This window comes from Synechococcus sp. BDU 130192, from assembly GCF_963876085.1.
Classification (GTDB): Bacteria; Cyanobacteriota; Cyanobacteriia; order Cyanobacteriales; family MRBY01; genus MRBY01.
The window spans coordinates 1-20023 of the sequence record NZ_CAWNNO010000018.1; the positions used below are offsets into that span (position 1 = coordinate 1).

General features: G+C 43.0%; 16 protein-coding genes. 7 read left to right on the forward strand and 9 right to left on the reverse strand.

Translation table 11 applies throughout. The features are described from left to right. On the forward strand, nt 1-229 hold a 229-nt coding region (locus tag AACT35_RS06460; RefSeq protein ID WP_143596783.1), incomplete at its 5' end, for a Tn3 family transposase. 122 nt (nt 230-351) lie between these two features. On the opposite strand, the gene AACT35_RS06465 is transcribed toward AACT35_RS06460, so the two are convergent. From AACT35_RS06465 to AACT35_RS06475, 3 genes are all read right to left on the reverse strand, one after another. Next, the gene (locus tag AACT35_RS06465) at nt 352-696 is read right to left on the reverse strand and encodes a hypothetical protein (protein WP_099239264.1); all 345 of its coding nucleotides are present in this window, start codon (nt 694-696) and stop codon (nt 352-354) included. Nucleotides 697-1053: 357 nt separating this feature from the next. After that, the gene (locus AACT35_RS06470; protein WP_099239266.1) at nt 1054-4011 is read right to left on the reverse strand and encodes an NACHT C-terminal alpha/beta 1 domain-containing protein; all 2958 of its coding nucleotides are present in this window, start codon (nt 4009-4011) and stop codon (nt 1054-1056) included. Between the two features lie 28 nt (nt 4012-4039). Then, nucleotides 4040-5344: an NACHT domain-containing protein gene (locus tag AACT35_RS06475; RefSeq protein ID WP_099239268.1), complete on the reverse strand. Its 1305-nt coding sequence runs from the start codon at nt 5342-5344 to the stop codon at nt 4040-4042. A 98-nt stretch (nt 5345-5442) separates the two neighbouring features. Here AACT35_RS06475 and AACT35_RS06480 point away from each other — a divergent pair, with 98 nt between their 5' ends. Both AACT35_RS06480 and AACT35_RS06485 read left to right on the forward strand, forming a co-directional pair. Further along, nucleotides 5443-5799, forward strand: coding sequence for a Txe/YoeB family addiction module toxin (locus tag AACT35_RS06480; protein ID WP_254048011.1), 357 nt, complete (start codon nt 5443-5445; stop codon nt 5797-5799). A gap of 99 nt (nt 5800-5898) precedes the next feature. Further along, a complete protein-coding gene (locus tag AACT35_RS06485) occupies nt 5899-6300 on the forward strand; it encodes a hypothetical protein (protein ID WP_143596784.1) in 402 nt (133 codons plus the stop codon). A gap of 688 nt (nt 6301-6988) precedes the next feature. On the opposite strand, the gene AACT35_RS06495 is transcribed toward AACT35_RS06485, so the two are convergent. From AACT35_RS06495 to mobF, 6 genes are all read right to left on the reverse strand, one after another. Beyond that, nucleotides 6989-7399, reverse strand: coding sequence for a hypothetical protein (locus AACT35_RS06495; RefSeq protein WP_099239272.1), 411 nt, complete (start codon nt 7397-7399; stop codon nt 6989-6991). Continuing rightward, nucleotides 7390-8151: a ParA family protein gene (locus AACT35_RS06500; protein WP_216820537.1), complete on the reverse strand. Its 762-nt coding sequence runs from the start codon at nt 8149-8151 to the stop codon at nt 7390-7392. The genes AACT35_RS06495 and AACT35_RS06500 overlap by 10 nt, the downstream gene beginning before the upstream one ends. A 122-nt stretch (nt 8152-8273) precedes the next feature. Then, nucleotides 8274-8570: a type II toxin-antitoxin system RelE/ParE family toxin gene (locus tag AACT35_RS06505; RefSeq protein ID WP_065717497.1), complete on the reverse strand. Its 297-nt coding sequence runs from the start codon at nt 8568-8570 to the stop codon at nt 8274-8276. Continuing rightward, on the reverse strand, nt 8567-8857 hold the full coding sequence (locus AACT35_RS06510) for a hypothetical protein (RefSeq protein WP_030007979.1): 291 nt from the start codon (nt 8855-8857) through the stop codon (nt 8567-8569). Before AACT35_RS06510 ends, AACT35_RS06505 begins: the two co-directional genes overlap by 4 nt. Nucleotides 8858-10383: 1526 nt before the next feature. After that, on the reverse strand, nt 10384-11511 hold the full coding sequence (locus tag AACT35_RS06515) for a DUF3854 domain-containing protein (RefSeq protein WP_099239278.1): 1128 nt from the start codon (nt 11509-11511) through the stop codon (nt 10384-10386). Between the two features lie 120 nt (nt 11512-11631). Beyond that, a complete protein-coding gene (mobF, locus tag AACT35_RS06520; protein ID WP_099239280.1) occupies nt 11632-14142 on the reverse strand; it encodes a MobF family relaxase in 2511 nt (836 codons plus the stop codon). Between the two features lie 718 nt (nt 14143-14860). Here mobF and AACT35_RS06525 point away from each other — a divergent pair. The 4 genes from AACT35_RS06525 to AACT35_RS06540 all read left to right on the forward strand — a co-directional run bounded on the left by AACT35_RS06525 (nt 14861) and on the right by AACT35_RS06540 (nt 19984). Beyond that, nucleotides 14861-15145, forward strand: coding sequence for a type II toxin-antitoxin system Phd/YefM family antitoxin (locus AACT35_RS06525; RefSeq protein WP_099239282.1), 285 nt, complete (start codon nt 14861-14863; stop codon nt 15143-15145). Continuing rightward, on the forward strand, nt 15135-15449 hold the full coding sequence (locus AACT35_RS06530; protein ID WP_099239284.1) for a Txe/YoeB family addiction module toxin: 315 nt from the start codon (nt 15135-15137) through the stop codon (nt 15447-15449). Before AACT35_RS06525 ends, AACT35_RS06530 begins: the two co-directional genes overlap by 11 nt. A 380-nt stretch (nt 15450-15829) precedes the next feature. Next, complete coding sequence (locus tag AACT35_RS06535; protein ID WP_099239286.1) at nt 15830-19276, forward strand: plasmid replication protein, CyRepA1 family; 3447 nt, start codon at nt 15830-15832, stop codon at nt 19274-19276. Between the two features lie 54 nt (nt 19277-19330). Continuing rightward, complete coding sequence (locus AACT35_RS06540; protein WP_099239288.1) at nt 19331-19984, forward strand: CAP domain-containing protein; 654 nt, start codon at nt 19331-19333, stop codon at nt 19982-19984. The last annotated feature ends 39 nt before the right edge of the window (nt 19985-20023 follow it).

Below are 20023 nucleotides of genomic sequence, written 5' to 3' on the forward strand. Positions count from 1 at the left end.
CCAGGGTGAATTTGCCACTGGTCAATACCAAGAGATCATGAACAAAGCGAGTTGTTTGAGCTTGGTCTCTAATGCTGTGCTTTATTGGAATACCCTCAAGATTAACGACATTGTTGAGGAGCTTCGTTCCCAGGGTGAGGTGATTGATGATGAAACTCTCTCCCATATCTCCCTGCTCCCCTTTAGGCACCTTGTTCCCCATGGAACTTATTTTACTGGCCTCCTCTAGAACCCCTATTCTTTCGTTAAAACTTTCTAAAAAGGTCGATCCTCAAAACTCTTTCTATACAAGGTTTTCAAACGATATTTTTTCTATAACCGTAGGTTTTTGTCGAGATGCGCCCTCTAGTCCTAGTAGTGAATATTGAGTTGTTGTCGTACTCTAAATTGGGCAGGCTGATGGATAGTCCGCAATGCTTTGTATGCTTTGAATTCATTGGGGACGAGATAAACTGCGACACGAAACACATTACCCTGACGATTTTCGAGACGTAAAACAACATCGATCAAGAGCAGATCCCAATAAGTAAAAGGATCGTCCATGTCATGGTGATTATAGATTGCTCGAAGCAACTCACGCCCCATGTGAGACTCGAGGAGTTGTTTCACTCGGGGAAAACGGATATCTGCACTCGGTTTTTCTAAAACTTGGAGTCGTGCGGCGATGCTGCGGAACTGTAAACTGAGCAGTGACATTAGGTTGTTTCTCCTTCAAAACATTCACTTTTAGATACGAGAATCCTTAGGATTCACGTATAGTGTTGCTTTGAAACGAAGAACAGTTGATTAGGTCATCTGCTTAGGCGGCGGCTTGAACGACAATTTGTCCACCAACAACCATTGTAGCTCACGAGATTACAAGTTGAGCAACTGAGTTGAATGTTTGCCCTAAATGTTTACTGGGATGAGAAGTCATCGTGATGTTTCCGAGAGTTAACATCCAGGTATTTCTTTATGGGTTTCATATCGGTTTATGTGACAAAGCCGTATTGACTTACGTTTGTGGATACTTTAGTCTTGGCCAGTAAGCATGGCATAGTAGATTTCAACTAGTTATTGTTCATTTTGAATTCGATCAATCCATTTTTGTAAATTCTCAATGCAATTTACATCTGTTGGATCAAAGGTCTGGAGTCTGGAATCGGTCGTTGTAATTGCTGCAACATGCCCTTTAAGCTTACTAAAATGCTCAAGGTGTTTAGAGTCACACTTATAGTTTTGTTGATTTATTTGACTAGAATAAAGAACTAAAAAATCTTTTTTTTCTTTGTGCCTTTGAATCTGGTCCCAGCGGAGTCTTAATCCTGAAAAAGATTCAGGTTCAGCATCCAAACTAGGAAAGTCTTGGTCTAAAAGTTGTCCGTAATAATCAAGAAAAGGTTCATCGAGAAGCTGAGAGTAATCTAACCAGTAAATTCTATGAGACGCTTTTGATTTAACATATTCAGGAAGATTAGATAATAGCTTTTTTTGCTTTTCTATGCTGAAAGTATTGTTTGATTCTGAATTATATTCATGATAGAAATCAGGATATGCTAAGTTTTTTGAACAATTCCATAATATCTCATAGGCTTTTTCGTAAATACGATTACTATTGTTTTTTTCAAGGTCAATCATTTCTTTTCTGTTGAGTAGAGACACGAATCTCTTGTTATAAGAAGTATTTTTATTAGAATGCCTAAGTAGTTGAGATAAGATATATACTTTAGGACCTCTGTATTCAGTATCAGTTATTTTTAATAGATAATCAAGAATCTCAATATTATCTAATGAAAGAGAACATAAAATCCCAATTGCTTTCCCTTTATGTTTATTTGAAGTTTTTACAATTAAATCAAGTCTTTTGAATAAAGATTCATCATATCCATGGCCTAAATTGATGAGTGATTTAATAAGAACAAGCTCTATTTGATGATATCTAAACTCAATATTTTCTTGAGCTTTTCTTTTAGCCTCAATGTAATCTTGTTCACATATTTCTATATTATTTTCTTCTGAAGCATTTTTGGATGAATTATCTAGATCATTTGTTTGTTTATTTATCGTGCTCTTACGAGCAGCTCTGCGAATGTGATCTACAAAATCCGATTCATTTTTTAAAGCTGATAATTTTTTTTCAAGTAACTCTTGCGTAATTTCTGGCTTGTTGTTTTTCTCAAGCAATGATCTTACATAATCAATTGATGTTATATGTTTTTCTGATGTTGAAATTTTTCCTAGCAAATAACATATGTTTTCAATTAAGCCAATATCTTCTGTAGAAAGTAATATTTCATGTAAGCTATCATAAATTTCTTGCTCTAAGCACTTATTGGTTTTGGCACATTCAATAAGTCCATGTAAATAAGAATCATTGATTATGCACTTAACATTATCACTAGGTAAGGATATGTCCTTGAATAAATTTTTTGTATATAGATTCTCTATAGTACCTGTTTTGCTAAAATCAACAAAAGAATCAATAGCTCTTTTTAAAGATGCTTTATTATCTTCTGAGAGTGGGGATTGGGAGATTTTCTCAAAATTATTAGTAATATTTATAGAAGCTAGAGCCTCTGCGTCAGGGCCATCATCGTAATCATCAGGAATTCCAACATCTTGTCCTGGAATTAGTGAAGAAAAACAGAAAAATTTAATTATCTTAAGATAAATGTTCTTGAATCGACCTAACTTGTAGCAGGGTGAGTCTTGTTTATATTTATGATATGGCTTATCGCACAAGATATCATTACTCTTAAGTAATTCATGAGCTCTTTGAAGAGTATCATAATTATTAAGGTTATAACATTGATGAATTAATAATTTTAAATTTTCTTCAATATCAACAAGCGCTTGACTGGTCTCTGTATTGAGAGTTTCAGATTGAAGAATGTCTATAAAACATTTGGATTCTTTGACTAGTAATTGCTTTTCATCTTCAAAATCTGAAAACTTTTCTGAAAGCTTATTAATGCAAGCAATGCTAAGAGACCTGAGAAGAATTCCATTACTTTTGTCTTCTATTATTTCGGTAAGAAATTTAATCTGTTCTTCGTCTGAAGATACATAATTTTCAAAAGATTTAAACAAAATTACTAACAAAAATAAATAGTTGTTTACTGTTACATAATCTTCATAAACAAGCTGTTCCATAGTAAATGGAACCCAAGCAATAAATGATAATAAAGGCCAGAATAGTGTATGGAATATTTTAATGTTTCCTTTGGGTGAGACATTAGAAATAATTACTAAAAGGTTGAAATATACACCTACTTTTACTGTGCTGTCTAGGTTTGGATCAAAAGGAGGATTAAAAGGTTCAAAACTCTCATCAATTGGTTCGTAATATAAATCATGAATTTCAAGTACTTTTTCGACTAAATTGATGTCTTTAAAACTTTTCTTTTTCAAGATCTCGTTCTTGATAATCTTTGTGATATGAGATGAGATATCAATAAACTTTTTTTCTATGAGATTATAAACATTATTATTTTTTGAATCTTGCTCATCATCTTCATATGCGTATAGTAAATTAAGGGTCTCAATTAAAAAATCAAGTAAAATATGACTAGCCTTAACCGGATCAATCCCATTAATTAGTGACAAGAATTCCTTTTTCCAAAAATTATAGCTTGGATATGGATCTATCCACTTTGTTTGTTGTTCATCCCAATAGCCAAATACGAGACGTAATACTTGCTGAAATATAGTCTTGCTCAATGGGCTTTTTGGATATTCATTCAAACCTAACGCAGCAATTAATAAAGCATGATTTTCATAGCAATCAGACTCAAAATTACATAATTTCTTTAAAGCTTTATCCTTTTCTTCTGCATTAATATCTTCTCGTCCTATCCAAAATAAAAATACTTCTTTCCATCGCTTATTAAAGATACGATATTTTTTATTCTTAACCGGTTTATCAATATGTTCACGGGGAATAAAAAAGTCCCAGTCGTCATTTATGAGAGAAGCAAAATATTCGGCAAATGTTAAATGATAAAAAGCATAGACAGGCTGATATTGATACATACCAACTTGATTTAGCCATCCTAATTTTTTAAATTAAAGCCAATTCTTTATCAGTTACAATTCGACTAATAAACTCTTCTGTGAGAACTTGATCTGTATCAAACATTTGCACTGCAATTTTACCAAGTGCTTGATTTATCTGAAGTTGTTCATTTTTTGTAGTAGGAAATTCTCTACTTTTCCAAAGATAAACTAGACGAATAAAACATTTATATAAACTTGCTTGATTATCTGGTATATTTCCTTCTTCTTGATATGTTGCGCACAACATCACTAGACGTAATGGATTCCCCACTAAATCTATTAAACGGTAGTTATTATTGTCCTGCAATTGACTTTGAAGTGCATGTCCTTGTTCTTGATTTTTCCATGACCATTGACTAATAAATTGATTAACTTGTGCAGGAGAAAATTCTAATGTTTGGTAAACATCAAAATCAGGAAATGACTGTTTACCACTCGCTTCCCAGGTATTTAAACGACATGATAGATAGACCTGAACTGTTCCTAGCCATCCTCTTAGTTGTGTTGCTAAAGTGTATGCAGGGCGTTCACCCGACATTTCATCTAAACCGTCTAATAATAAACAGATGGATGAGTTCATCCCTGAGAACAACGCTTTAAACTCAACAACAACTTCTTTAGTACAGACTAGACTTTGAACACTAAGTGCTTCTGGCAACCAGATTTCTGTTAGATAATCACCTAGTGTTTTTCCTTCTCTTAAGAAAGATAATGAAATAAATATTGGAAATGATTTTTCAGAATCAATTAAAGCTTGAGTGATATTTTCTAACCATGTACTTTTTCCAGCACCTGGTTCGCCAGTAATAACAAGAGATTTGGAAGATTTTGAAACTATTGTAGATATAAATTCCTGATATTCAAACTCTTTTTCTATTTTTATTTCTTCTTTTATTTCTTCTGTCTGAGAATCTTCCTCTTTTACTTTTGACTCAGATTTAACTAAGCCTAGAGGAATAAAAATTGAAAGTTCCTTTTGGCGATTTTCTTCTAATAAGCCTCGTCTGGTAATGAGTCGCTCTTTTTGGAACTTAAACATATCATTACAAATCTGATGCCAATTCAAGGAATTTGGATCAATTTCTGCACGATTTTCAAGAACAGAGTCAGTATTCAGATCTAGTGAATTACAAATACTAGTTGCAATTTCATAACTTACCTCCTCTCCATTAAAGAAACGTCGCACTGTTTTTTCACTACAATTTGAATCGTTAGCAATATCCAGGTTAGTGTATTTTTTGAAATTATGATTTTGCTTTGAAGCTTTTGCCTTTTGCAATAAGATCTGGCCTTCTTCTGTTGCATGCATAACGTTTGCTCAGAGTGAGATCTCCTTAATACTACTTCAGTATTCGCCAGATGTACCGGACATTTCCGGACAGATTTTTTTGTCCGGAAATGTCCGGTATGGAAGCAGGCAAAGTTTATAAGCTTATCTCCAATGCCATTAACCACCGGTCTTCTGGAGATAACTCCATGTCAAACATCAAGCAGTCTAACCGTCGTTGGAATGTCGTTTTTGAGCCTTCTGCAGCTCAAGACTTGTCTTACTGGGAAACGGCTAACACTAAAGTCTATGCCAAGATCACTAGGCTGACTGAGGAAATCGCAAAGTCACCTTTTTCTGGCATTGGTAAACCAGAACCCTTAAAACACAATTGGGCAGGTTATTGGTCGCGCCGCATTAATCAAGAACATCGCTTAGTCTATAAAGTAACGCGTGATCTAATTTTTGTGTCTACTTGTTGCTACCATTACACTTGATTGACTGACAAAATTCTTAAAAGAGCTATCTTAATAAGGATTATTGAAAAGAAAGGAAGCCACCTTCAAATCCGATCACTACGAATTAAGCCACAGGCCATGAAGATGAAACTAAATTCTCTCGGAGAAGCCTTGAAACCTCTCAAAGAAAGGTTTCAGCAAGAAACCGATGAAAGGGAGAAGGAGAAAAGACGACAGAAGGAAGTCGGTGAAGAAAAAACAGCCAAAGAAAAGGAGTTTGACAATTTAGTTGACGAGATGTCAAAACATGGCTTCACTCATAGCAGCCAAGTATCTGCATATATTGTCCGTAATCAGCTTGGCCACAAATATAGGCATATTTCTGGCATCCTAGAGATGGAATTGGACGGTGATGTTTGGGACTTCGACGGTGGTTTTCCCACGGATATTTATGCACAACTGTGCTACAAGCTTGGGTTACAAAACCAGGGCTCGAGAGCTACGCCTGGAAGGTTTACGCCCTACGATGACATCCTTTAGCACTGCATAGGACTCTGTCACATTAACTTAGCCTAAAGGTAGCGAAGCTGCAACGAAGTGCCACGCAACTCCTGTAACTCTTATCATGTAGTCATTTCAGAAAAATTTTCATGCTAAATCTCTGCCATTCATGGCGGAGATTTACAAAGTCAAGCAGCGGCTAGATTTAAGCTTCGATCCATATCAAGGTCGAATAACCCATATGGGGGTCATGCCGAGATACATGTAAAAAAAACGTGAGTTCGGGATAAGGCGGGATAAGGGAAGAGGGATAAAGTAGTCTGGAAGTGTCCAAACGAAACCAATCTACTCACCCCATGTCTAGTCTAGAAGAACTTTTTTGTGCGAAGTAATGCGACTAGAAAGATGGCAGCGAAGGATCGGCGAGCACCATGCCAAGGTAAATATTGTCGCAATTCGTCACGGATAGCGTTAATCTGATGCATGAGGGTCTGATTGATTTTTCTCAATTTCTATCAAACCCTTTTCCCTCAAGCTTTTCAAGCTTTTGTCCTAGTAGTGAGAGTCAGTCCACAGAACGCGAACTTCTAAAGCTGAAAAGCGATCGCTTATTATCTCCCTAACCTCGACGCTCCTGCCGAGCCAAAGCCTGATCAACAAGATCCGGATTCTTCTCAAGCTGGTCTAGAAAATTGGCGATCGCCAACCCTATCTCCACCTAAAATTTTCAAGAATCTTGATTCTTTAATCTTGATTCAAGACTCTTGAGTTGAGCCTGTAAGGTCTCAGGAGAATCAATGTCCTGCCAGTTTAAGGGCATCGCCTTAAACAATTCCAATGCTGCCTGTACCCAAATTTCTTTAGGAATTTTGCTCCCGTGAAGTCGTTTACCTTGCTTAACCAGATCATCCAGCCAATCATTCACCTCAATCGGCAAGCGTAAATTAACCTTCTCCTTTTCCTCACTTTCCAAGAATCTTGATTCTTGATTCTTGATTCTTGACTTACTAGAAGCTTTGCGGGGAGTTGGTTTGACCTCTGAAGTATCCTCAGTTGTCTTGGTAAAAATGCTTTGGGAAGAGGTACTGGGGGAGAGGGGATTTTTACCGAGGGCAGAACCCTTTTTACCTAATGCCATTGCTTAACCTCCTTGGTGAAATCTTGATAGGCGATCGCCCCTTTTCCTGTGGGGTCATAATCAAAAATTGATTGGGAGTGGCTGGGTGCTTCCCGCAGTTTAACCGTCTCTGGAATTAACGTTTTAAAGACTGCATCACCAAAATGCTCTGAAAGAGAAGCCAAAACTTCCTTGCTGAGGTTATTGCGAGCATCAAAACGAGTCGCTAAGACTCCAGTCACTTGAATAGGATGATCCAAGGCAGAACGGATCAGTTCTAAGGCTCTCTCAATGGCACTAATCCCCAGCAAACCCAGATAGCTCATATCCACCGGAATGATCACCCCCTCACTCGCCATCAGTGCATTAATCGAAAAAACCCCAATATTCGGCGGACAATCAATCAATACATAATCATAATCATCCTCAATTTGGGCGATCGCCTTCCGCAGGAGCAATTCACGACCCGGCAACCCAGAGATCGGAATTTCCTCTTCTGCCATCAGGATATTAGAAGGGACAACATCTAAATTTTCTTCAATGGCGATCGCCACATCAGGAATAGTCGCATTACGCTGGAGCACATCCTTAAGCTGCTGATCCAATTCCCAAATCTCAACACCGAGGGAAGCCGACGCATTCCCTTGAGGATCAATATCAATCAATAAAACCCGTTGCTTATGGAATCGAGCTAAGCCAACCGCCAAATTGTAAGTTGTGGTTGATTTGCCGACCCCTCCCTTCATATTGAAGATAGACAGTTTGATGGTCATAGCCAAAAAGCAAGATTATTCATTCAATAATATTGAATCAAGATTAAAGAATCAAGAATCTTGAAAATTATTCATGAGAGCGACTTCTAATCCTCCGTAAAGTCATAGATTCAAGCGATTGCCTATTCTTCCGAAAATATATTCTCTAAATTCCGATAGCCACTAACCACCCGTACAATCTCAATACTGTCGTCACTCACTTGATAAAAAACGACATAGCCCATCACCGATAAACCCCGAAGATTAGGTCGAAGGTAATCATAGGATTTGCCGATGTATGGAAACCGTGCCAAATACTGACATTTCTGACCAAAGGTTTTTACGAAGCGATCGCCTGCCTCGATACTTTGGCCAAGAAAGTAATCCGAAATCTCTTGAAGATCCTTGCTAGCAGATAGCGTAATACGCAGTTGTCTCATGCAGACTCAGCCCGAGCCAGATCAACTTTATTTTGGAGCTGTGCCATGACCATATCAAAACCAATGACCTGACCAACCTCAATATCCTGCAGCCCTTCATCAACCTTGAGGCGAGTCTCCTCCAGCCATGCCAAATAATCTGGATCAAGATCTGAATTTTGCTCAGTGACCTGCTCTGCCAACAAAACTAATGCCGCATCAATGGTTTCCTCAAGGGAAGTATATTGACCTTGACGAGCCAAAGACTCAAGAATTTTACTTTGCTGTGTACTGAGGGTGATTTGCATAACATTTAGACGTTCCAGCGGTGTTCTCTCAAGATAACCCATAGATTTCTGGAAGGACAGATGCTAAAGCCAGAAAGAATTCAATAATCTTGAATTAAGAGTCTTGAAAATTATTCATGGAGGCGATCGCCCCTAGTTTCTCTTGTTACGGCCCCAAACTTGAGTCGCCCCACACCCCTAGCTTAAGTTTGGGGGACAGGAAATAAGGTGTCGTCCGCGCAAAGCGCCGATGACGGTTATCTTTCGTTATTGAAAAAGCCGCATATTGCCGCTTTACCTGTCCCCATTCAGGTTATTGCCTACCTTCCGCTCACTGCCCACCAAGTCTCATCCCGCTGTCCCAGAAAGTCCTGTTCCCGAAAGGTTACTTGCCGCCAACGTGACTGCTACTTTCTAAACCCCAATCCCCTACTGATGGGTATAGGCGGAGCGACAGGCTAGAAATAAGGATGCCGCACGATTGCGGCGTAATTACGCTTCCTTAGCCGCGAAAAGGCATTTTAGCAACACCAGTCCGCCGGAGTCCGTTAGCCCGTGTCTTTTTACGTTGGCCTCCTACGTCGGCGATCTTCGGCTGTCGGGCAGTTTTTATACGTTGGGGCCTAAGTAAGCTACGTCCCTATCCCGGCGTTTGTGGCGTGCTTTTTTTGTTTCTTGGGCGGCACGTCGCTAGTAAAGAGCAGTTTTTGGCAGTTCGGGAGGTAGGGGTGTTCGGGCTTTTTTTGCTTGGGGGGCTTTGAAGGTGCTGTGCTGTCTTGTAATTATTGTTTGGCCTTGCATAATTTATAGACAACCTTAGATGATTTTATCGCCACTCATCCTCAAAATTAGTGCAGAAAATTTTCAGGTTCCCATAAAACTCTGGACGCTTTCGGATAAAAAACAAAAAATTTTTGCACAACTCAAAAAAGGGGTTTTGGGAGGTGTGCCATTTTTGCGCCATAAGTTCGCCATAAATGCGCCAATTTTAGGCCACCACCAGAATTTTACAAACTGAAACGAGGACTTGATTCTCAATTAATAGACAGAAATGGTAAGCTATTGAGAATATGGACAAAAGTTGGCTCAAATGTGGCGCAAAATAGGACAAAAGTTAGCGTAAAAGTGGTCAGAAATTGGCGTAAACTTGTCCATTGATGAAAACGTAGCCCACCGGTCAAGCCAAGGAAATTTCCCCACACATTACACACCTCCGGAGGTTTTTCTTGGATGGGAGAGAATTCTAGCTCTCCGGGTTAAAAAAATACCTTGTTGGCATAGATAGTAAATTAATACTGTTTTGCTATCTATTGATTTTTTCTGGAGAAGACGCGGTCTTAGCTGATCGTCATTAACTGTTCTGATGTCGTTAGATTTTTGTCTACGGTTGCTAAAACCAAATCATAGTAAAGGGCTGTGGCTGCAATAAAACGATCAGCAGAGGGATTTCCATGGCGTCAGGGAAACAGAGGATATCTTTAAATTGCTCCACTTTTTCAGAAATCTGCCTTTCATTGAGCTTGAGTAAAGATGTAATATGCCTCCCCTCACAATTTTATTTTTCGCTCTGGTTTCAGTTTCTGTTGTAAACGCTGTAACTCTTGTTCTATCTGCATTTGATAGCTTTTGACATCTTTGGGAAGCCCTTGCTTTCGCCGTGCTTCGAGGGTGTTGCTCTGGTGCAGGATTTTGGTTCTGTCTTGGGGGTTTGCAGTGTAGGCGATCGCCGTATCGATCATCAGTTCGGTTAACTTTCGTCCCTGTCCTTGGGTTTTGAGGAGATAATTCCTCAGTTTGAGATACTCATTTCGGTAATGTTTTTCAGCTTCCCAAGTTAATGGGATGGCATGGTTTAAGACGTCTGAAAATCTCTCTACACCTTGCTTCACAATCAAATCATCGACGCCTTTGCCTTCGTGGGACTGCCATTTCAAAACTGAAACTTTACAGCCTGCTTCGGCTAATAATTCTCCGGTACGGACTAAATCACGGCGTACATTTTGAATCGTCCTTTGTTTGGTGTCTTGGTCAAAGGCCATGAGGATCTGTCGTCCACTTGTTGCGAATACCGCTAATTCAGGATGGAGTCTACGTTTCAGCAATTCCATGCCATCCTCTCGACTGCGATATCCCCCTGTCACACTGGGTAAGGCGATCGCCGCATAGCCTTGACTCAATACTGATTCTGCTTTTTTCTTTCCTTCCACTGGGATAATGGCAATTTCTGGGTACCAGTAAACACAGGGCCAAAAACCGCTCCTTCGTTCTTCAGTACTGGGATTGACACCGTATCTTGTATAGATTGTGTCAGCAAGTTGTTCAGGCACCCTGGGAAAGATAATGCCCTTTGGAATCCCTCTAGGTGCTTCATATTTACGGTATTGGTCGCTGCCTTTTTGCTGGGTTTTGCGCCAATCGAGACGGGGATGATCCGCTTTAAATTCCCCAAAGGTCTTTTCTGGGGGTGTGTTTCCTGGGTTTAGAGTTGGGAGACAAGTCGCATCAATGCCGCCATCAGCCCAGACGCCTCCCTCGGCAACCGTGGCATATTGATCCATCACCCGCTTCATCGGTTGGGTGACATACTGACCACTGCCTAGAGTTGCTAAATGGTCTTCCAGCAGCCGTTCATAGACATCCATCCCTGCCAATGATTCAGCATTGAGGGCAGCCACATCTGGGGCAATGCCTGATTTTTCTACTCGTTCTAACCAATGTTTTTCTTTCAGGTGTAACGGGGCTGGAGGAATTGGTAATTTAATCCCTTGTTCTTTGAGTAACTCTGATGGATTGACTTAGTTATGGGAAATGTCAGCCAGCTCACCCAGTTTCTGGGCATTGATTGTCCAGATTGTGACATCATATTTGGCGCGGGATAAAGCCACTAAAACGCTTTCGCGATTGACAGTGGGGTCATTGCCAAAACTGACGAAGACCTGTTTCGCAGTTTTACCCTGGCTGGAGTAGACGGTGCCTACCAGGGCATGGTCACAGTGGTTCAAGTCATCCAGGGAGAATTCATCCAATCTTCCCTGATCATCAACAACGCTGACTAAGCGAGTCTGGGGATCAATGCCGATGATGGTAAACTCCCGGCCATTGGTACGTTTCTGCGGGCGGTTATTCCTCGTCCACTTCAGGCGATCGCCTACGGCAATCGATAAATTATGTTTTACAAAAACCTCTGTTTTGAGGGGATATTTCAAACCCTTCATATTCAGAGTGATTTGCTCATTGAGAGTCACATCATCACCAGAGATTTGGGTGACCTGATAACGTTTGGAGCGTTTGAGGCAATTGTGGTCTTTGAGGGGAATCAAGACATCACCGACAGCATAAAAGCGGGTATGCTGCTGCTGCTTTTGCTCCTCAGTCATATTCTTCCGATTTAGAGTTTCGGTTGCATACTCCGTTTCTTGAATCCTGCCTTCTCGTTTTAAACCTTGGCGAATCTGATGAATAAGAGCATGGCGTTCCCGGTGGGTACCAGATAAAACTAATGTTTCAGCCCGTTCTGCTTCATTGAGCTTTAAATAGGCTGTGGTAATCTGTTGGGCACGGCCTTCAAGATCTGGAATTTCAGAGACTTTGCCATGTTTCTGTAACCAGGCGATCGCCTCCCCGCCGAGGTTGTGATAGGTCAGTTGAACGGCTCTGGCGATGATGGAATCTTTCTGACGGAGGAAATCTTTTAAATGGCTGGCACTGAGACCATTATCAATCAAAGATTTGAAGGGAGCCCCTGCATTAACGGCAGTCAACTGTTTCGGATCCCCCACCAGCAGAATTTGAGCATTATGCTGGCTAGACTTTTGTAGGAGCAGGTAGGCTTCTTGGGCGGATAATTTCCCAGCTTCATCAATAATCCACAGTTGTCGTCTTTTGGTTGGTTCATTCTGTTGGAGGAGATGGTAGGCGACGGTATCTGTAGCAATGCCAACCTCATCAGCGAGAACTTCAGCACTACTGGCATCAGGGGCGAAACCAGATACTTCAATGCCTTGGGCCTTGGTGATATTCACCAGGGTTTTGAGGGTAAAGGTTTTGCCAGCACCGGCAACCCCTACCCAACCAATAATGCGGTCTTGACTTGTCAAAGTATGCTTTACAGCATCAGCTTGGGAGGAGGTTAGACTTTCTGGAAGATGAATTTCTCGATTTCTGAGCATCGGTGACAGTTGATTTTGGCCCTTTTCCATCAAGGCAATGGTGATTCTTTCCCGCGCTAGACTTTCTGCTGTTGCCAATCGCCGCCTTTCACGGAGCAATCGATGCGAATTCTCGATTGCTGCTTCAATTGCTTCAAAGGAATGACCGGTTGGTTCCGCTACGATAAAAGCCTCTAAAGCTTCATTGGTAAAAATAGCGGTGCGCTCCTCGCTGTGGCGAATTGCCTGTTCAACCAATACCGTTAGATTCTTCTCAAGGACCGCATTTCCATGACAGGGGGTGGGGTGTTCAATGCCCAATCCTTCCGCCGTGGTCTGCCATTCTGCTAGCAATACTTGCCGGTCTACATCATGCTGTTTAATCTTTCGAGTTTCAAATAAAGCCCTGACCCGATTTGCCGTTGTATCTTCCAACCCTTCTGCTTCCAGATAAGCCAAGATTTGCTGATGGCGATCGCTAAATCCTTCGATCTGTTCCCGTGTATAGCCTTGTAGTTCAAAATAGCCATCTCCTCTAATTTCAATCCCGTAGCCTAGTTTTTGGACTTCATGGGCCAACTCATTTTGATAGAGTCTCCCCAACAAGATTCTGTGTTGATAGAGCTTTTGATTGACCCCTGAACGCCAGATGCCTGACTCATCCTGGGCAATGTTCATCACCAGGCAATGGGTATGCAAATTCGGTTCTAGCTCGCGGTTCGTATCATGCAGGAATTTCGCCACACACAGATTATCCACTGGCGTAATTTGTTTATTGATTCGCGTCTCGGCATAGCGCGTTTCAACTAAGCTCAAGATTCGGTTCACAACTTTGTCATGGGCTGCAACCAGTCGTTGGTCTCTCCCCACTAAGGCGGCAATTGAGATAGACTTCGGCGCAGAAAAAGTTAGATCCGTACCGGCTCTCGCTTCTTTTCCTTTTGGTGGAGCGGCCCGCAACTGCTGCTGACCATCTGGGGTTAATCCCTGCAACACATGGCGAAAAACCTTGGGCGCATGGATCTGACCCAATAGTCCCAGAGATCCAGCACCCTTCCCCCACCATTCCGAAAATTCAACTTGTTCTGCCTCGGCGTAATAATTTTCCTTGTAGTAGCTCCCTGCTTTTGCCGGAGTCATCGTGGCGATGGTCAACATACCTAAAATTTCCTCTGTTTTTAGGTAAGAGAAAATCCGCCTCAAAATTCGGATATATTTCGCTGAATTTAAAAAAACCTCCGGAGGTGCGTAATGTGTGGGGAAATTTCCTCGACTGGACTCGTAACTCAGCGGCAGTGCGTGGTGAGAGTTTTGTCGCTTACTGGTAGCTCAATAATGGTGATTTAGTGGTTAGGCGTTGTTTGTTTGATGAGTTTTCTCAATAAGCCTGAATAAATAGGCATTTATTGCAAATGAAAATTTTTTTACCTATTTTGCCCCTAGCAAATCGCCACAAAAAAAACACCAAACCATCAAAAATTAATCACCAATCAAGAATTAGTATACAAATACTATTTATGGCCTAATCACGCAATGCCATTTTTTCTTGATCAATTAGGCGATCGCCTCTCCATTATTTTTGTGAAGTTGTGTAAAACCAATAACCCAGAGCATAGTGTTGACTAAAAAATTACCCAGTGAGAACTGGCAACAATTAGCGGCGATCGCCCTGAGCTTAATCCCAACCACTTACATTTTTGATAAAGTCGCCACTTTACTCAATCATCGTAACCTCCACAAAAGCCGTAGAAGTAGACACATTACTCCTCTAAAGCCCAGACATCGAACTCTTGGAAATTGACCATACCCTTACCTAGTCCCCCCAAGATTCGAGAAATAACTTGTACAATTAAACTGTACAGTTTCTGAAACCACAATGCTAATTCACGAAACCAGCTATTCCCACGCCCGGGCAAATCTCGCCACTATCCTCGATCAAGTTCATGATCAATCACAAATCATGGTGATCAAACGTCGTAACCACAAGAATATTGCCCTCATCGCCGAGGATGAATTATCTAGCCTCCTTGAATCTGTCTATCTATTGAGATCGCCTGCCAATGCCCAGCGCCTATTTCAAGCGATGGAATGGGCCGCAGAGGACAAAACCGCACCGCAAACCCTAGAAGAACTCAAAGGGGAATTAGGTCTTGAGTCCTAAACAAAAGCAATCCCAAGCAGCGGGACAAAAACCCGAAAAGTCTTCATTCCAGCCGATTTTTAGCCCACAATTCAAGGAGGATTTGGCTTGGTGGTATCGTCAGGATAAAAAAAAGGGCAACAAAATTTTAGACCTTGTGACAGACATTCTTGATGGTGAGCCTTTCAGTGGATTAGGGAAACCGGAACCGCTCAAATACATTGCTCCAGATACCTGGTCACGGCGCATTGATCTAGAGCATCGTCTCGTTTACCAAATCAAGCAGGAAAGAATTTACTTCCTCCAAGCGCGTTATCACTATTGAGCACAAGGGTTTCTTGGATTGCCTCAAGAAAGGCGATCACCTATCGCCATCCAAATTCGATGTGCTGATCCAAAAAATTTGTAGTAAGGTTGCTATTAACCCCAAGTCCCCTAAGACTCACAATTAGTCATTTTCGATGAGATAAAACGACCATGCTAAAGCTGCCTAGGCAGCAAAAAAGCACCCCTTCCAAAGTTTGCCGACCGCGGATCAAGGATGCTTTTTTGACTTTATTCTTGCCCCATCGCTGGGGTCTTCCGCTCGAAAATTCGATAAATTTCGATAAGCGGGGGGTATCTGTATGCTAACCCCTAAGCTGAAATTTGGCGATCCTTTTGACCAAAAAATTTCTGTAAATCATCTTGGGATGGGGGTGAGCCATGGCTAACTTCACCCTCCTCAAGGGCGATTGCCCCATCTGTAGCGGTATCCGCAACGGCAAGCGGAAACTGGATTGTAAGCAATCTGGAGAGCTGATTCACTGCTTCAGTCACAATGATCCACCCCCTGGATTTCGGTTTGTCGGTCAATCGGCCATTGGTCAGTCCCTGTACGCCCCGGAACGGGAAAAAGGGCTAGATCCAGAACAACATCGAGCAGAACTGGCAAAACTGCGGGCGGAACACCAGGCCCAGGCAGCAGCACGACAAGCCCAGCTTCCCACCATCCCAGAACGCCATCAGGAAATTCTTGGATATCCAGCGGAATTAACCCCGGCCCAAAACACTGACCTCCTGCGGCGAGGACTAACCCAGCAGGAAATTGATTTTGCCCTTTCTAAGCACTGGCTCTTTGGCTGTCAGGGCGGTTATGGCGTCACAGCAGTGGATTCTGCCACAGGGATGTTCTGCGGTGCCCAGCGGGCCTTAAATGACCGTTCCCAACGCAAATATGACTGGGCGATCTTCGCTGGACGTAACCAACTCAAGGAAACAGGCGAAAATCCCTTATTCGTTTGGAGATCGCCTGCCTTTGACCCTGACCAACCCTACGAAATCAAATTCTGTGAGGGTGCGCTCAAATCCCTAATCCGCGCCTTTCTGGAATGGCGGCATAGTTCCCAGATAATTCTGGTGGGTGCGGCTGGGGGTATTTTTGGGGAGCAGTCTGTCCAAAGATTGTTAGGAGTCTATGACAAGGTTTGGCGCTTTACCCTCCTTCCTGACGCCGATAGCCAGAATCTCAGGAAGAAAAATCTTTATGCAGGCTACGGCAAATTAGCGAAGGCGATCGCCCAGCTTAAATTTGCCGATTGGGGCCAATGGCAGGATAAATCCCAGGGCGATTGTGACGAGGGTCTACGGGATTATGTCCGGCGATCGCCTAATCTCTGGTTACAACCCTTCAAGCTGGCTGAGGCCGCTGAGAAAACCCTCCGGGCCACCCAACGCTTTGCCGTTACGCCCACCCTCACCATTAACGACGGGGCGCAATATCTCCCCGATGATGTCATTCCCATGCCTACAAAGGCGCGGGTCGTCGGTCTGGAGGTACCCAAAAACTGCGGTAAGTCCTATCAACAGGGCCAGCACATCGAGAAGCTACGTCGCCTTGGGTACTACCCCATCCAGATGTCCCACCGTCGCGGTTTGGCGGCGGAGAAGGCCAAGGAATGGCAGATGACCTACATCGAGGCCGATAGTCCTCTACCCCCAGAGATGCCCAGCAATGGCCTCAGTGTGGTGGTGGATTCGGTGCTCAAGCTCCGGCACTATGATTTTTCTAATCAGAAAATTGTCCTGTTCTGGGATGAGATTGAACAAATCCTGGAGCATATCTGCCACAGTACAACGGCGATTAAAAACCGTCGGGCTGCAGTGATGGCCTACATCGGCGAACTGATGGAAAATGCCCACCAAGTTATCCTCGCCGATGCTGACCTGAAAACTATTGCCGTGGATTGGGCTGTTTCCCTCACGCAATCCCGCAAGTCTGAGGTCTGTCTGATTCACAAGCAGTACCGCCACAACCGCAAGGCGATTATTTGCTCTGATACCACCGATGCTCTGGTTTATGCCGCCCAACAACTCCAGGCGGATAATCCCACCTACATCGCCGTGGCAGGCCAAAAGGCCAATAGTCGCTTTGGTAGTCAATCCCTGGAGCATTACCTTTCTGGTCAGAGTCGCTCAACGATTCGGGTCGATAGTGATACCAACCGTGACCCGGCCCACCCTGCCTACAAAATCACCAAAAACATCGAGGTACTCAATCACTACCAGTTGGCGATCGCCACAGCGGTGATTGGCACTGGGGTAAATATCAAGGGCGACCACTTCAAGTCGGTGATTGGTATTGCCGCTGGTAATGAGTCGGTGGAATCCTTCCTCCAGAAGCTCGGTCGGGTCAGAAACGATGGCGATCGCCTAGTGGCCATCAGCAGCACCGCCAACAGTCTCTCCCAACGTTATGGGGGCCATACCAATGTGCAGCAATTGTTGCTCAACGACTCCAAACAGGGTCAACTCCTCCGCCAGCATCTCCAATCCTTTGGTGACTGGGGTGATAACTGGCTCTTTAACCCCTGGCTCAAAGCCTTTGCCGAGCGCATTTGTTTGAATAATGAACTGGGCAAGAACTACAAAGCCTCTGTGATGGCCCAGCTCCACCGGGAGGGCTATCAAATCATCGAGCAGTCCTTCTGTGACCGGGGCCAGCGCAAGAAAATCAGGCGGCTCCTTGATGATGGTTGCCATAAGCAGATTCGTAAATACATCGCCGATATCCTCGCTAGTCAACCCAAGCTTGGGGAGGATTTAAAAGCTTCCAAAGCAACCTTTGACCAGACCTACCCCGAAAAATGTGCTGAGGTCCACGGGGATTTACTTACTCTGTATGGGGATGATTCTGAGGCGATCGCCCAGGCCCACCTCACCCAGCGCAACTTCTACCGCAAGCTCCAGCTCCACTTCTGGCTCAATCAAACCCAGGAGGCCGTGAAACAGCGGGATGAACGGAAACTTAAATTCCTCCGGGAGAGCAACGAAGGGCGATTATTCCAGAATGATGTGAATCAAATGACTTTTTCCGTCACCGTGGCCGCGATGCGGGAGCTTGGCCTAATTGATATCCTCACCAGAGGCTACGTAAGCAGTGACTGTCCCCACATCGAACGGATTAAGCAGATTCTCAATGACAATGACCAACGCCAGGACTTTTCCCGCCAGCTCCGGCTCGGTCTGGATGATTGCCCCCGCAAATCCCCTGTGGCGATCTCAGTCTTCCTCCTCAAAAATCTCCTTGGCCTTGATGTGGCTAGGGATGCTGAGGGTAAAGCCGTCCGCCAAAAACTAAATGGTATCCTCGTCACCCCCATCGACCTCGGGGAAATTGACCGGGAAGCCATCTTCCAATTCTGGGAGCAAAACATCATCCTTGATGACCTAGAGGCGAAGCAAACAGTTAACCAAGCGGATCATTTTTGGAAAGCCAAGAATTTATCTATAAAGAAAAATGATCCGGTTCCTAAAACGATTACACAGCAAGGATTACAACCAGCGGATCATTTTTTCCCAAATTCAAGATCCAAGCAGATAACTCCAGAAAATCAACCTCAAAATTCAGCGGTTTTAGCGGTCAATAGTCAATCTTCCCCAGCCCAAATACCCGATGACCCAGCTTCACCCCTCCCTTGGAAGATACTCAGGCCCATTCAGGATGCAATTATGGCTTTAGCGAGGGGCGACAGGCGATCTTTATGGAAGCTGGTGGTGAAGTTTCACTTCCCTGTGATTCAAAGGGCGGCCCAGCAGTTAGATGCGATGCCAGGAGGCTCAGGGTTTATGGCCTGTTTGCTCTCCAGGTGGATAACCTCTACGGCCCATTAGTTCTAATCCACTAAAAATTCATCTGTTTTTCCCTGATCTCATACATTTCTCTCAATGTTTAAAAGAAAAAGATACCAAAAGACTCAGCGCTGGTTTGGGTTTAATCAATCCTTGATGACTGTCATCCTGATTGGAGGCATGGTTGCCGTCAGCAGTAAAGATTTTTTCTACTTCAGCAATGGTTCTGGTGGAGAAGACTGGTTGATCGGAAAACCATTAATCGGTTTATTTGATGCCCATCAGTCCCGATCTCTCGCAGAAAGTCGAGCATTGGCTCTGGAGTTGGTGAATCGCGATCGCCAACTCAATAATCTTTCTCCTCTAACCGAAGATCCACTACTATCCAAAGCAGCCCAGAAACACGCTGAAGATATGCTGGCAAGGCAATACTATGATCACATTACGCCGGAAGGAAAAACCCCAACAGATCGTTTTGCGGATTTGGGTGGTCAACAGGGTGTTGGTGAAAATATTTTAGAAATTACGGGTTCGATTGGCGCTACCTTAAATTACCGTTTGATCGAAGAGTCCCAAAAAAGTTGGATGTATAGTCCAGGTCATCGAGAGAATTTACTTATACCCGACTATCAGCGCTTTGGCTATGGTATCGTCACAAATCCAATTACAGGACAAGTATACGCTGTCTCAGTACAGGACAAAAACTTGAAAAGGATAGAGGGAGAGGGTTTGATAGGAATTAGAAGATAACCAAGCAAACCCTCATGAGTCAGATTAGCGAAATTCGCG

Coding starts and splice junctions, on each gene's coding strand:
- AACT35_RS06465 (WP_099239264.1), bottom strand. CDS start 696: ATGTCACTGCTCAGTTTACAGTTCCGCAGCATCGCCGCACGACTCCAA.
- AACT35_RS06470 (WP_099239266.1), bottom strand. CDS start 4,011: ATGTATCAATATCAGCCTGTCTATGCTTTTTATCATTTAACATTTGCC.
- AACT35_RS06475 (WP_099239268.1), bottom strand. CDS start 5,344: ATGCATGCAACAGAAGAAGGCCAGATCTTATTGCAAAAGGCAAAAGCT.
- AACT35_RS06480 (WP_254048011.1), top strand. CDS start 5,443: ATGGAAGCAGGCAAAGTTTATAAGCTTATCTCCAATGCCATTAACCAC.
- AACT35_RS06485 (WP_143596784.1), top strand. CDS start 5,899: ATGAAGATGAAACTAAATTCTCTCGGAGAAGCCTTGAAACCTCTCAAA.
- AACT35_RS06495 (WP_099239272.1), bottom strand. CDS start 7,399: ATGGCATTAGGTAAAAAGGGTTCTGCCCTCGGTAAAAATCCCCTCTCC.
- AACT35_RS06500 (WP_216820537.1), bottom strand. CDS start 8,151: ATGACCATCAAACTGTCTATCTTCAATATGAAGGGAGGGGTCGGCAAA.
- AACT35_RS06505 (WP_065717497.1), bottom strand. CDS start 8,570: ATGAGACAACTGCGTATTACGCTATCTGCTAGCAAGGATCTTCAAGAG.
- AACT35_RS06510 (WP_030007979.1), bottom strand. CDS start 8,857: ATGCAAATCACCCTCAGTACACAGCAAAGTAAAATTCTTGAGTCTTTG.
- mobF (WP_099239280.1), bottom strand. CDS start 14,142: ATGTTGACCATCGCCACGATGACTCCGGCAAAAGCAGGGAGCTACTAC.
- AACT35_RS06525 (WP_099239282.1), top strand. CDS start 14,861: ATGCTAATTCACGAAACCAGCTATTCCCACGCCCGGGCAAATCTCGCC.
- AACT35_RS06535 (WP_099239286.1), top strand. CDS start 15,830: ATGGCTAACTTCACCCTCCTCAAGGGCGATTGCCCCATCTGTAGCGGT.
- AACT35_RS06540 (WP_099239288.1), top strand. CDS start 19,331: ATGTTTAAAAGAAAAAGATACCAAAAGACTCAGCGCTGGTTTGGGTTT.